At 30.4% G+C, this 13252-nt stretch carries 13 protein-coding genes and 1 tRNA gene; 6 read left to right on the top strand and 8 right to left on the bottom strand.

From position 1 onward, the window contains the following. Positions 1 to 194: 194 nt before the first annotated feature. The 4 genes from E2O22_RS06040 (at position 195) to cetZ (ending at position 2458) form a co-directional block, all read left to right on the top strand. Positions 195 to 518, top strand: a complete 324-nt coding sequence (locus E2O22_RS06040) for a F0F1 ATP synthase subunit C (protein ID WP_012661906.1) — start codon at positions 195 to 197, stop codon at positions 516 to 518. Between the two features lie 29 nt (positions 519 to 547). Continuing rightward, positions 548 to 633 (top strand) — tRNA-Leu (locus E2O22_RS06045). 30 nt (positions 634 to 663) lie between these two features. Next, a complete protein-coding gene (locus E2O22_RS06050; protein WP_133319691.1) occupies positions 664 to 1098 on the top strand; it encodes a hypothetical protein in 435 nt (144 codons plus the stop codon). 64 nt (positions 1099 to 1162) lie between these two features. Continuing rightward, positions 1163 to 2458 (top strand): energy taxis response protein CetZ, encoded by a 1296-nt coding sequence (gene cetZ, locus E2O22_RS06055; protein ID WP_133319692.1) that lies wholly within the window; start codon positions 1163 to 1165, stop codon positions 2456 to 2458. A gap of 11 nt (positions 2459 to 2469) precedes the next feature. On the opposite strand, the gene E2O22_RS06060 is transcribed toward cetZ, so the two are convergent. From E2O22_RS06060 to E2O22_RS06095, 8 genes are all read right to left on the bottom strand, one after another. Further along, positions 2470 to 3633, bottom strand: coding sequence for a metal-dependent hydrolase (locus E2O22_RS06060; RefSeq protein WP_133319693.1), 1164 nt, complete (start codon positions 3631 to 3633; stop codon positions 2470 to 2472). After that, positions 3630 to 4532, bottom strand: coding sequence for an NAD(P)H-dependent glycerol-3-phosphate dehydrogenase (locus E2O22_RS06065; protein WP_133319694.1), 903 nt, complete (start codon positions 4530 to 4532; stop codon positions 3630 to 3632). Before E2O22_RS06065 ends, E2O22_RS06060 begins: the two co-directional genes overlap by 4 nt. A gap of 2 nt (positions 4533 to 4534) precedes the next feature. Continuing rightward, the gene (gene gatB / locus E2O22_RS06070) at positions 4535 to 5953 is read right to left on the bottom strand and encodes an Asp-tRNA(Asn)/Glu-tRNA(Gln) amidotransferase subunit GatB (protein WP_133319695.1); all 1419 of its coding nucleotides are present in this window, start codon (positions 5951 to 5953) and stop codon (positions 4535 to 4537) included. A gap of 123 nt (positions 5954 to 6076) precedes the next feature. Further along, positions 6077 to 6757 (bottom strand): F0F1 ATP synthase subunit A, encoded by a 681-nt coding sequence (locus tag E2O22_RS06075; protein WP_133319696.1) that lies wholly within the window; start codon positions 6755 to 6757, stop codon positions 6077 to 6079. A gap of 62 nt (positions 6758 to 6819) precedes the next feature. Further along, the gene (locus E2O22_RS06080) at positions 6820 to 8328 is read right to left on the bottom strand and encodes a phytoene desaturase family protein (RefSeq protein ID WP_133319697.1); all 1509 of its coding nucleotides are present in this window, start codon (positions 8326 to 8328) and stop codon (positions 6820 to 6822) included. Then, the gene (gene radA, locus E2O22_RS06085; RefSeq protein ID WP_133319698.1) at positions 8319 to 9659 is read right to left on the bottom strand and encodes a DNA repair protein RadA; all 1341 of its coding nucleotides are present in this window, start codon (positions 9657 to 9659) and stop codon (positions 8319 to 8321) included. The genes E2O22_RS06080 and radA overlap by 10 nt, the downstream gene beginning before the upstream one ends. 3 nt (positions 9660 to 9662) lie before the next feature. Further along, positions 9663 to 10529, bottom strand: coding sequence for a signal recognition particle-docking protein FtsY (gene ftsY / locus E2O22_RS06090; protein ID WP_133319699.1), 867 nt, complete (start codon positions 10527 to 10529; stop codon positions 9663 to 9665). Continuing rightward, complete coding sequence (locus tag E2O22_RS06095) at positions 10529 to 11074, bottom strand: TlpA family protein disulfide reductase (RefSeq protein WP_133319700.1); 546 nt, start codon at positions 11072 to 11074, stop codon at positions 10529 to 10531. Before E2O22_RS06095 ends, ftsY begins: the two co-directional genes overlap by 1 nt. 66 nt (positions 11075 to 11140) lie before the next feature. Between E2O22_RS06095 and E2O22_RS06100 the strand changes: the two genes are divergently transcribed. Both E2O22_RS06100 and rny read left to right on the top strand, forming a co-directional pair. After that, positions 11141 to 11770, top strand: coding sequence for a 5-formyltetrahydrofolate cyclo-ligase (locus E2O22_RS06100; RefSeq protein ID WP_133319701.1), 630 nt, complete (start codon positions 11141 to 11143; stop codon positions 11768 to 11770). Further along, the gene (gene rny / locus E2O22_RS06105) at positions 11694 to 13247 is read left to right on the top strand and encodes a ribonuclease Y (protein WP_133319702.1); all 1554 of its coding nucleotides are present in this window, start codon (positions 11694 to 11696) and stop codon (positions 13245 to 13247) included. Before E2O22_RS06100 ends, rny begins: the two co-directional genes overlap by 77 nt. Positions 13248 to 13252: the final 5 nt, after the last annotated feature.

The following is a 13252-nucleotide window of genomic DNA, read 5'->3' on the forward strand; positions in this document are numbered from 1 at the left end:
AAAGATAACCTTAAATTTATAAAACTATAAAAATTTTTAATGTAGCTAAAAAAAACTTTAATTTATTTTAAAATATATAATATTAATTTAAATTTCAATAATTTTAAAGTTATATTTGTATATAATTTCGCTTTTATAAATCACGAGTAGGGATACGCAAGCCGAAAGGATTTAAATTTTTACAAGGAAAAACTATGAAAAAAATCGTATTTTTAATGCTAGCTTTAAGCGGTTTTGCATTTGCGGCTGAAGGTTCTATGAATCAATGGTTAGCTTCTTTTTCTATCTTAGCAGCAGGTTTAGGACTTGGTGTTGCAGCTTTAGGTGGAGCTATCGGTATGGGTAATACTGCAGCAGCAACTATAGCAGGTACTGCTAGAAACCCTGGTCTTGGTGGTAAATTAATGACTACTATGTTTATTGCTTTAGCGATGATTGAAGCTCAAGTTATTTATGCGCTTGTTATTGCTCTTATCGCTCTTTATGCTAATCCATTCCAAGCATTAGTAGCAGCTTAAAATTTTCAAAGCCCTCTTATGGGGCTTATGCGGTTATGGTGGAATTGGTAGACACGCCATCTTGAGGGGGTGGTGCGCTCAGCGTGTGCGAGTTCAAATCTCGCTAACCGCACCATTTTTATTTTTTAAGGATTATCAAAACAAAATGACTTTCTATATTTTAGTCAGTGCAATAGCTTTTTTAATTCTTTTTTTTGCCGTAAAAAAATATACTCTAAAACTAGATGAACAAGCCTTACTTGAACCTATTAAAAATGATATTTATCCTGAATTTTGTGATCTAATTAACGAAGAGATAAGAAATATAAAAAATAATCTTTTACAAAATACCTTTACACTCCAAGATGAAAATTATAAAGATGAATTTTTAGAGAATTTAAGCAATATGAGTAGAAAACTTAATCATATCCAAACAATGAATTTAAGTAAAAGAAATAATGCTTTATGGGAAGAAACACTTTTTGGATTTTTAAAAGAGCTTGAAGAACTTAACAAACAATATCTAAATGACAATGAGAAAATTAACGATGAAATAAGAAATTCTCTCCAAGAAAAATTTTATAATTTAACAAAAAGCTAATATAAACAAATTATTTATTTTAAAAAGCACTATATAATTCCGAATTATTTTATAAAGGGGTTTTATGTTTATCAACAAGAAAAAAATTAATGAACAAATTACTCAATTAGAGCAATCTAATCAAACTTTTCAAGATATACTTAATGCTATTAGCAAAACTATGGCCATGATAGAATTTCAAACAGATGGAACTATTATTAATGCTAATGAAAATTTTCTAAAAACTATGAATTACTCTTTAAATGAAATCAAAGGTAAACATCATAGTATGTTTTGTTTACCAGAGGTTGTAAAGTCACAACGCTATGTTGATTTTTGGAGAGATTTAAAAAATGGTATATCAAGAAATGGACTTTTTAGACGCATTGCAAAAGGCGGGAAAGATATTTATCTTGAAGCCAATTATCTTCCTATTTTAAACCAAAACAATGAAGTGTATAAGGTTATTAAATTTGCAAATGACATTACTCAAAGAAACTATGAAATGCTTGATCTAAAAAACACCATAGATGCTGCTAATCGTTCTATGGCTATTATTGAATTTAATCCTTATGGAGAGATTTTAAATGCTAATGAAAACTTCACTCAAACCATGGGTTATTCACTAAGTGAAATCAAAGGAAAACACCATAGTATGTTCTGCGAGGAAAAATTTAGAAATTCCAAAGAATATACAATTTTTTGGGAAGAGCTAAGAAGTGGTAAATTTCAATCAGGAAAATTCATACGCTTTGGTAAAAACAGCAAACTAATCCATTTAGAAGCAAGCTATAATCCTATCAAAAATGATGATGGAGAAATTTACAAAGTTATTAAATTTGCAACAGATATTACCGAACAAGTTGTAAGAGATGAGGAAAAATTAAAGCTCATTAGTGAATTAGCTGAACAAAATGATAATCTCACTCAAGAGGGCGATAGTGTTATAGAAAATACGGTTCAAAATATTCAAGGCATTGCTGATATGATGAACAATAGTAGTAATCTCGTATCATCATTAAATGAGCAATCAGAAGAAATTAAAAATATTATTCAAACCATTAGCGATATAGCTGATCAAACCAATCTTTTAGCTCTAAATGCGGCTATTGAGGCAGCGCGTGCGGGTGAGCATGGTAGAGGTTTTGCTGTTGTTGCTGATGAAGTTAGAAATCTAGCTGAAAGAACTGGACATTCAGTAAATGAAATCACTACTACCATTAATTCTATCAGAAATGTAACAGCTGAAGTTGTACAAAGCATTAAAGATGGCTTAAGTGGCGTAAATCAAAGCGTGGATTTAGCCAAAGAAGCTAGAGAATGTATGGAAAAAATTAGAAATAGTTCAGCTCAAGTAGCTCAAGCTATGCAAGATAAATAAAAGTTTTTAGCTTAAAGGCTAAAAACTTTTCCTGCTATAAAACTTTTTTCTACCTTACCTTGCAAGATATCATTTGCATATAAACCTTCTCCATTAAAAGAAAGTTTTTCATCAAATACAACTAAATCAGCATCAAAACCAAGTCCTATTTTACCTTTATTTAATCCTAAAAATTGCGCTTGATTATAGCTTGTAAAATCACATAATTCTTTCCAAGTTAAGATACCTTCTTTTACTAAATATGTAAAACATAAACTCATATATATAGCTATGGCATTAACTCCAAAACCTGCTTCATCAAAAGCCAAATCTTTTTTAGTGTTAGGAGCATGTAAAGAACTTAAGAAAGTAATTTTCTTATCTTGAAGCAACTTTTTAAGATTTGTTACTTCATCTTTTGTTCTTAATGGAGGTAAAATTTTTGCTTGAGTGTTAAAATTTTCACAAGTACTTTCATCTTTGATTAAATGATGAATTGAAATTTCACTATATTGATCATGCAATAATTCAAACGATCTTGCAATTGCTAAAGAGCTAAAACAAGCTTTGTTTTTATAAAATTTCACTAGTTCTTTCATTTTTGCCACTTCACTAGTTTCAGCTATATTACTAATTCCTATAAGTCCTAATTCAAAACTTATTTGTCCATCGTTCATCACTCCATGATCATCAAAACTCTCATCAAAACACTTTAAAAATACAGGGGTTGATTTCATATTGGCATATTGCATACATTGTCTTAAATAATTTGCACCCAAAGTACTTGAAAGCTCTAAGCCTTTTGCACCCATATCAATTAAGGTAGCAATATTTTTTAATTTTTCTGTTTTATCTAATACATTAATAGTAGGTAAAACATTAATATCTAAAGATTTTAATTTATCAAAATAAAGCGCATAGCCTTGAGTGTTAGCTTCTAAACTATCTTTTAAAACAATAGTCCCTACCCCACCTTTTAAGCATGCTTTTTCAAGATCATATAATTTATCTATACTAAATTCATTATCAAGCAAACTAACATTTAAATCAATAAACGAAGGAAGTAAAGTTTTACCTTCTATATCAACAATATACTCATCATCATTTAAATCATTAGTAATTTGAGTAATTTTCCCATCTTCTATTTTAAGATCAAGCTTTTGTTCGCCATAAATTTTTGCATTTTTGATGATCATGATATTTCCTCCTTTGATGACATCAAATCTTTCAAAGATTCCCAAGCATTCTTACCCTCTAGCATTAAGACTACTTCGTTAACAATCGGGGTATAAATTTGAAATTGTTTTGATAAAGAATGTATAGCATAAGCAGTTTGCACTCCTTCAGCTACCTCGCCAAGTTCCATTAAAATATCTTTTATATTTTTGTCACTAGCCAAACTCAAACCTACTCTATAATTTCTTGATAAGTTACTTGAAGCTGTTAAAAATAAATCTCCAGCCCCACTAAGCCCTAAAAATGTTTCTTCTTTAGCATTAAAAAATTGCCCAAAGCGGTGCATTTCTACTAAACCTCTTGAAACTAAAGAAGCTCTTGCATTATTGCCTAAATTTAAACCATCGCAAACTCCACTTGCAATTGCTAAAACATTCTTATATGCACCACAAATTTCAGCGCCTTTAACATCAGAACTTGTATAGGTTTTAATATAATTTGGAAAAAAACTTGCAAATTGATTACAAAGCTCTTGATTTTTACCACTAACAACCAAAGCACAAGGTTTTTTTTCTAAAACTTCACTTGCAAAAGAAGGACCACTTAAAAAACAAAGTCTATCACTACTTATGAACTCACTAAAAACCTCATCCATAAATTTTAAACTTTTACAATCAATACCCTTAGAAGCTACAAGAATTTTTTGATTTAAATCTTTAAAATTATTTGCAAGCCATTCATGCATTCCTTGAGCATATAAAGCAAAAACTAAATATTCATATTCTAAAGCTTCTTTGGTACTAACAAAATAAGAAAGATCTTTTTCGTGAAAAGAAGTTATTACACATTCATTTTTAACGCTCAATGCATCATATAAAGCACTTCCCCATTTTCCTGCACCAACAACTGCTATTTTCATATTTAACCAAGTTTTGCTTTTAAAATTTCATTTACCTTAGCAGGATTAAATGCACCCTTACCTGCTTTCATTGCCTGACCGACAAAGAAACCAAAAAGTTTATCTTTACCACTTTTATATTCAGCTACTTTATCTTCATTGTTTGCTAAAATTTCATCAATAATCTTTTCAATAGCACCATCATCACTTACTTGTTTTAAACCAAGTTTTTCAATAGCATCATCAATTTCAACTTCTGTATTTTCAAATACATAAGCTAAAATATCCTTACCTGCTTTAGCACTAATAACACCTTCTTCTATACGTTTGATCAAAACAGCTAATTTTTCTTGTTTTATAGGTGAATTTTCTATAGTCAATTCGCCTTTTAGAAGCCCCATTAACTCTGTCGTAAGCCAAGTAACACAAAGTTTTGGATTTAATTTTTGATTAATTAGATACTCAAAATATCTACAAAGCTCTAATGAAGAAACAATCACTTCACTATCACTTTCTTTAATACCCAATTCACTCACAAATCTAGCTTTTTTCTCATCAGGAAGTTCAGGTATATCTTGATTTAGCATTTCATCATCTAAAATTACAGGTAAAAGATCAGGATCAGGGAAATATCTATATTCAGCAGAATCTTCCTTACCTCTCATACTTCTAGTAACTAAATTAACCGTATCAAATAATCTTGTTTCTTGCACAACTTCTTGATCGTATTTTCCATCTTCCCAAGCTTCACTTTGGCGTTTTACTTCATACTCAATCGCCTTTTGGATAAAACGGAATGAATTTAAATTTTTAATCTCCACTCTAGTATAAAGCTTATCATCACCCTTTGGACGAATACTAACATTAGCATCACATCTAAAACTACCTTCTTGCATATTTGCATCTGAAATGTCTAAAAATCTTATAATAGAATGTAATTTTTTCAAATAAGCCACTGCTTCATCGGAACTTCTAAGTTCAGGTTCACTGACAATTTCAAGCAAAGGCGTGCCTGCTCTATTTAAATCTACTTTTGAAAAATTACTCTCATGTATATTTTTTCCTGCATCTTCTTCTAAATGAGCCCTAGTGATACCTATGCGTTTATTTTCTCCATTTACATTGATAAATAACTCACCATTTTCCACTATAGGAATATCAAATTGCGAAATTTGATAAGCTTTTGGTAAATCAGGATAAAAATAATTTTTTCTATTAAAAATACTTTTTTTATTTATAGTTGCATTAACTGCTTTTCCAAATGCTATGGCTTTTTTCACTGCTTCTTGATTTAATACAGGTAAAGCACCTGGTAAAGCTAAACATGTTGGGCATACATTAGTATTTGATTTTTCTCCAAAAGAAGTTGCACATGAACAAAAGATTTTTGTTTTTGTATTTAATTGTGCATGAACTTCGAGTCCTATAACAACTTCAAACATTAAAATTTTCCTTAGAATTTTTTGTTTATTCTAGCGTTTTTTATTTCAAAAAGAGTTTAAAAAAGAATAAAAGAAGAAGATTAAAAAAGAAAAAAGCAAAAAATATTTTTTGCTTTTTAAAAATTAATGATGCTCATCAACTACAGTTGCACCTGCTAAATAAACATAAGTTAAAATCATAAAAATAAAAGATTGTAAAAATGCCATAAAAGTTAAAAGCATATAAGCAGGCAATGGCGCAACCCAAGGCACAAGAGCTAAAATAACTGCTAAGAATAAATCATCTCCCTTGATATTACCAAATAAACGGAAAGATAAAGAAATAACTCTTGAAAAATGAGAAACCACTTCTATAGGAAACATCAAAGGTGCTAGAATTTTCACAGGTCCCATGAAATGTGCAAAATACTTAAAAAATCCTTGAGTTCTAATACCTTCAAAATGATAATACACAAATACTATAATAGCCAAAGAAGCACTAAAATTTAAACTTGCTGTTGGAGCTTCAAAACCAGGGATGATTCCTATAATATTACTAAAAAATACCATAAAACCTATAGTTGCAACTAAAGGTAAATATTTTCTAGCAGCTTCATCACTACCCATAGTATCCCTACCCATGCTTAAAATGCCTTCCATATAAGCTTCAGCCAAATTCTGACTACCTCTTGGGACAATTTGCATAGATCTTGTAGCAAGTTTTGCTAAAATCAAAGAAATCACAACCACTATACCCAAATGAAAAAAGTATGCAAAAGTGTGGCTAGAATCTATAAAAGAACTAAATAAAAATAAATCTTTCATTAAAAATCCTTAGCAGAATAAATATTTCAAAGCTAATATTATAAAAAAAAATTGCTTATATTTTAATGAAAATTCATTTTATTAGCGCAAAAATATCCACCCAAAATCGCACCTGTAAAACCACCTCCAGGAAATATAAAAGCATTAGCAAAATATAAATTTTCTATACTTTTACTTTTATAATGCAATCTATATTTAACCCCTTCTTGATCTTGAGAAAATCCATAAATTGTACCCTCGTAAGCTTTAGTATATCTTTGTATAGTTTTTGGCGTGGCTAATTCTTGATGGATTAAGTGTGAACTTAAATTTGGAAAAATCTCATCAAGCCTTTGCACTATGGCTTTTAATACTTCTTCTTTTTTAGCTTTATAATCTTGCTTATTTAAATCCCACTCTTGATAATTTGAACTAAAAGCTACAACACCTATGTATTTATCACTAGCTAAGCCACTATCAACCTTAGAATAATTCACAAAAGCCATAGGCCTTTGTTTAATATCTAGTTTTAAAATATTAGTGTTTTCATACGAACTATTTAAAAAATCATCTTCGAATATAAAATTGCAATAATCCATATTTTCATAAATTTTAGAAATATCTTTATCATAAATAAAATAAGCGCTCACTAAAGAACAAGCACGCTTTTTAGATTCTATTGCTTTGATTTCTTGGGTTAAATTTAACTCTTTAAGCAAGTCTTTATATACGATTAAAGGATCGCAATTTGCGATGATATTTTGCGCATGGATGGTATATTTTTGATTATTTTGAATGTATTCTACTCCATAAGCTTTTTGTTCTTTTGTGAGTATTTTAACAACTTCAGCCTTAGCTAAAACCTGCCCTTGATTTTCTTTGATAACCTCAGCCAAAGCATCACTTAAAGCTTGCGAGCCACCTTTAATATACACCCCACCATCATAATAATGCTTTTGAGCAATGCCATGAAAACTGAAAATAAATTCTTTACTATCATGATGATAATAACTCATATTTGCATTTAAAATCTTTTTTAGCTTATCATTTTTAATATAAGCATTTAAAACATCATAAACTTTTTTATTAAACAATCTATTTTTAATAAATATCCAAGCAGTGTCAAAAGGAAACAACAATAACTCACTTAATTTTAAATCCCAAGGAAATCTTCGAATAGCATAAGCTTGCGTTTTTATAGCTTTAAAATATTTATCTATACCTTTGCACTCTTGCGGAAATTCTTTTTTCAAAACTTCTTTTACTTTTTCTATACCATGAGGTAAAGTTAGATTATAATTTTTACTTTTAATACTCCATGCACTTGGTAAAGGTAAAATTTCAATTTTATCCTTTATACCAAGTTTTTCAAAAACCAAATGCTTCATATCAGTTTTTGCTTCACCTAGGTCCATCTCATGAAGTCCCGCATCAATTAAAGCGCCTTTTCTTTTAAAACAAGTAGCACAACCACCAATTAAAGAATGCTGTTCTAAAACTAAAACTTTTTTTCCATTTTTAGCTAAAAAAGCGCCTGCACTTAAGCCTCCAAGTCCCGAACCTATAATGATTACATCAAATTTTACATCCATTCTAAAACCTCACGCAATTCTTTAGCTACAAAACATTTTAAGCCAAGTTCCTCCATAGGTTTTACAGGTACTATGGCATTTTTAAATTTTTGCATTTTAGCTTCTTTTAAACGCACATCAAGTGAAAATACTTCTTTGATTTCACCATTTAAACTAAGCTCACCCACAAAAACACTATCTTTACTCAAAGGGCGGTTTTTAAAACTTGAAATAATTGCTGCAACCACCGCTAAATCCGCTGCAGTTTCACTAATTTTTACCCCACCACTTACATTAATAAAAACATCATAATGCCCCAAGGGAATTTCAAGCTTTCTCTCTAGTAAAGCTATAAGCATATCTAAACGATTTTTTTCATAGCCTGTTGCACTACGCTTTGGATAAGCACTCTCACAAACTAAGGCTTGAATTTCTAGCACTAAAGCTCTGCTTCCTTCCATCACCACACTCAAAGCGCTACCACTTACTGCCTTACCACGCGTAAAAAATCTATTAGCTATATCTTTAGCACTAATCAAGCCCTTGGAAGTCATTTCAAAAATACCAACTTCGGAAATATTTCCAAAACGATTTTTAAAGCCTCTTAAAATTCTTATTTCTTTATTGGCATCGCCTTCAAAATAAAGCACTACATCTACCATATGTTCTAAAATTCTAGGTCCAGCTATAGCCCCATCTTTAGTGATATGTCCTATGATAAAAGTGCTAATATTATTGGCCTTAGAATAGCGCATCAACTCAAAAGTAATTTCTCTAACTTGAGTGATACTACCTGCTGCTGAAGTAATTTTATTAGAATATAAAGTTTGAATAGAATCAATAATTAAAATTTCATAATCTTTTTTAGAAAGCTCGCTTAAAATATCTTCTAAGCAAAGCTCAGTAAGTAAAAATAAATTCTCACAATTTGCATTTAAACGATCTGCACGCAGTTTGATTTGAGATTTACTCTCCTCGCCACTTACATAAAGCACTTTTTTACCACTTTTAGCCAAATTCGAAGCAATTTTTAATAAAAGTGTGGATTTTCCAACCCCGGGTGAACCCCCAATTAACACTAAAGAACCCACAACAAGCCCACCACCTAAAACTAAATCAAGCTCATTATCATCCGTGCTAATGCGTGTGAAATTTTCTGCTATAACATCATTTATACATACTGCAGAACTTGGAGTATTTGAGAATGAATTTAACTCTTTTAAAACCTTAACTTGTTCTTGCTTTAGCTCAACAAAACTATCCCAAGAACCACATTCAGGACATTTGCCTAGCCATTTACTTTGTTGATTTCCACAAGCTTGACATTCAAATAAAATGTGTTTTTTAGCCATAAATTAAGCAAAAATCTCTTCAACTAAAGTTTTAACATATTCACTAGGGTTAAACTCATGAATTTGTCCTAATTGTTCCCCTACTCCTACATATAAAATAGGAAGTTCAAGCTCTCTTGCTATGCTAAATAAAGCTCCACCTTTGGCAGTTCCATCAAGTTTTGTAATAATCACTCCATCAAGTTTTACTAAATCATTAAAAGCTTTTGCCTGCAAAATTCCTGCTACACCTTGAGTGCCATCAAGTACAAGGATTTTTCTATGAGGAGCTCCTTGCATAGCTTTATCACTTATGCGGACAATTTTTTCAAGCTCATTAGCAAGATTTTTTTGATTTTGCAAGCGTCCTGCTGTATCTAAAATAACCCTATCATAGTTTTTTGCCAAAGCTTTAGAAATAGCATCATAAGCAACTGCCGAAGGATCATGTCCTTGTGAAGTAGCTATGATATCTATATTTAATTTTTGTGCCCATAATTTTAACTGCTCTATGGCTCCTGCTCTAAAAGTATCACAAGCCCCAAGTATAACTTTTTCACCATTTTCTTTATGCAAATGTGCCATTTTAGCAATGCTTGTGGTCTTACCTACCCCATTTACACCTAAAATCAAATCCACAAAAGGCTTAGCATTAGCAAGTTCTGGCTTATCATAAATAAAATAAGTCCCCATAACACGCTCTAAATCAGCCTTTTTAACCTCATCACTTGGAGGAAGATAGTAAATAATCTCTTCAACTATCTCATACGCCACATCAGCTTCTAAAAGCATTTCTTCAAGCAAATCTTTAGTAATGATTTTATTTGAAGCCTTAACTAAATGAATACTTTCTAAGGTTTTTTTCAAACCATTTTTTAAAAATCCAAACATTACATTATCGCTTTTTGTATATCTATATCTAACATTTCTTCAGGAATTAAACCTAAATACTCTTTAACTTTTTCACCCTTTGCATTAAATAAAACCATTGTTGGAATAGAGCTGATATTTAAAACTTTAGAAAAAATAAAACTATTCTCTCCTAAAACCGAAGAAAAATTCATCTTTTCTTTTTGTATAAACTCCAATAATTCTTGTTTTTTATCTTCTTCTAAAAAAAGCGCTATGACTTCAAATCTATCTTGATATTTTTTATTTAAATTATTTAAATGTGGAATTTCAGCTTTGCATGGCTCACACCAACTTGTAAAAAATACAAACAACTTAGCTTTTGCTGTATCATCAAAATTAAATTCTTGTTCATGGTATTTCACATACATTTTTCTACCATCTAAAAATTTCAAAGTAAAATCAGTATTCTCACTTTGACTTAAACTTGCATTATCAGTATTTTCATTACTAGAATTTTCTTTATCACTTGAGCATGAAGTAAAAAAAATCATAGCAAAAATTGCTAAAAAAATTTTAAATTTCAAGTCATATCCTTATGATTTTTTAAGCTTAAAAGTATAACATAAAAAGTTAAAAAACCAAGGAAAGCTTTGATAAAAAATGACTTTAGAATAAAACAGAAATTTAAAATGAAATTAAAACTAAAATTTCAATACAAAAGAGATTTTTCAGTTTTTCAAGAAGTAAATAAAATTTTAAAATCTTGTAAAAATTATAAAAATATCCTTATATATATTCCTTTAAAATATGAAATTAATCTTTATAAATTCAGACATTTTTTAACAAAAAAATACCGAATTTTTGTTCCATTTATGCAAGATAAAAGTTTAAAGGTAGTAAAATTAAGGTTAGCTCTTGATAAAAAGAGTTTTGGGGTATATGAACCAAAAGATTCTTTTTTGCAAACTCGTATAGATGTTGCAATCATCCCTGTTATAGGAGTAGATGCAAAATTAGGAAGAGTTGGTCATGGCCAAGGATTTTACGATAGGTTTTTTGAAAATATTTCTTATAAAAAACCTTTAGTTATTTTCACACAAATGATGGATGCAAAATCTCATCAAATTTTTAGTCAAGACCATGATATAAAAGGAAATTTTTATATAAACCCTTATAAAAAATATTTTAGGAAAGTTAAAAACAATGATAGAAATATTAGTTGCATTAATAGCCGTTTTCATAGGCGGAGGGATTGGATATATAGTCGCCAAAAAGATTAATGATGCAAATTTCAATATCTTTTTAGAGCAAGCAAAAGCAAAAGCAAAAGCCATTGAATATGAAGCTGAGCTAACACTTAAAGATGCTAAAAATTCAGTTGCTGAGGCTGAATTTGCAGCAAAGAAAAAATTTGATGAAAAAATTCAAAAACTACAAAAAGAGCATTCTATTAAGCTAGAAGAACTCAACAAAAAAGAACAAAACCTTCATTATCAAGAAAAGCTTCATGAAGAAAACAAAAACAAATTAGCAAAAGAGCAGCAAACTATAAAAGCTTTGCATGAGGAGAATGAAAATTTAAAACAAAGCTACGAAACAAAGTTAAATGATGTTTTAAAAATTCTTGAACATTCAGCTGGTCTCACACAAGAAGAGGCAAAAAGTATAGTCTTACAAAAAGTAGAAGAAGCCTCAAGAGCTGAAATTGCTCATATTGTTAGAAAATACGAAGAAGAAGCTAGAAATGAAGCCAAAAGAAAGGCTAATTTTATCTTAGCACAAGCTACTTCAAGATTTGCAGGAGAATTCGCTGCTGAAAGGTTGATCAATGTAGTAAATATCAAAAATGATGAGTTAAAAGGACGCATTATAGGCAAAGAAGGGAGAAATGTTAAAACCTTAGAAATGGTTTTGGGTGTTGATATTATCATAGATGATACGCCTGGAGCAATTATAGTAAGTTGTTTTAATCTTTATAGACGCGCCATTGCTACAAAGGTGATTGAACTTTTAGTTGAAGATGGCAGAATACAACCTGCAAAAATAGAAGAAATCCATGAAAAAGTTTGCAAAGAATTTGAAGATAATATCTTAGAAGAAGGTCAAACTATAGTAATGGATTTAGGACTTAATAATATCCATCCTGAAATTGTTAAATTAATAGGAAAATTAAGATATAGAGCAAGTTATGGACAAAATGCTCTAGCACACTCTTTGGAAGTAGCGCATTTAGCTGGAATCATAGCAGCTGAGTGTGGTGGCGATGAAAAACTAGCAAGAAGAGCTGGAATTTTACACGATATAGGCAAGGCTTTAACGCATGAATTTGAAGGTTCTCATGTAGATTTAGGAGCTGAACTTTGCAAAAGATACAAAGAACATCCTATAGTGATTAATGCGATTTATGCTCACCATGGACATGAAGAGGCTACAAGTATAGAATCAGCTGCAGTTTGTACAGCAGATACACTAAGCGCTGCACGCCCTGGAGCAAGGCGTGAGGTGCTTGAGGCCTTCTTGAAACGAGTTAGCGAACTTGAAGATATAGCAAAAAGTAAAGAAGGGGTTAAAAAAGCTTATGCTATTAATGCTGGTAGAGAAATTAGAGTTATTGTTAATGCAAAATTAGTCAATGATGATGAATCTGTGCTTTTAGCTAAAGAAATAGCTGAAGAAATTCAAGAAAAAGTTCAATACCCTGGTGAAATAAAAGTTAATGTCATCAGAGAGCTTAGAGCTGTTGATTTTGCAAGATAGGGTTT

It is taken from the genome of Campylobacter lari, from assembly GCF_004357905.1.
GTDB classification, from domain to species: domain Bacteria; phylum Campylobacterota; class Campylobacteria; order Campylobacterales; family Campylobacteraceae; genus Campylobacter_D; species Campylobacter_D lari_D.

Coding starts and splice junctions, on each gene's coding strand:
- E2O22_RS06065 (WP_133319694.1), bottom strand. CDS start 4,532: ATGAAAATAGCAGTTGTTGGTGCAGGAAAATGGGGAAGTGCTTTATAT.
- E2O22_RS06080 (WP_133319697.1), bottom strand. CDS start 8,328: ATGGATGTAAAATTTGATGTAATCATTATAGGTTCGGGACTTGGAGGC.
- E2O22_RS06040 (WP_012661906.1), top strand. CDS start 195: ATGAAAAAAATCGTATTTTTAATGCTAGCTTTAAGCGGTTTTGCATTT.
- E2O22_RS06050 (WP_133319691.1), top strand. CDS start 664: ATGACTTTCTATATTTTAGTCAGTGCAATAGCTTTTTTAATTCTTTTT.
- cetZ (WP_133319692.1), top strand. CDS start 1,163: ATGTTTATCAACAAGAAAAAAATTAATGAACAAATTACTCAATTAGAG.
- gatB (WP_133319695.1), bottom strand. CDS start 5,953: ATGTTTGAAGTTGTTATAGGACTCGAAGTTCATGCACAATTAAATACA.
- E2O22_RS06060 (WP_133319693.1), bottom strand. CDS start 3,633: ATGATCATCAAAAATGCAAAAATTTATGGCGAACAAAAGCTTGATCTT.
- E2O22_RS06075 (WP_133319696.1), bottom strand. CDS start 6,757: ATGAAAGATTTATTTTTATTTAGTTCTTTTATAGATTCTAGCCACACT.
- ftsY (WP_133319699.1), bottom strand. CDS start 10,529: ATGTTTGGATTTTTAAAAAATGGTTTGAAAAAAACCTTAGAAAGTATT.
- rny (WP_133319702.1), top strand. CDS start 11,694: ATGATAGAAATATTAGTTGCATTAATAGCCGTTTTCATAGGCGGAGGG.
- radA (WP_133319698.1), bottom strand. CDS start 9,659: ATGGCTAAAAAACACATTTTATTTGAATGTCAAGCTTGTGGAAATCAA.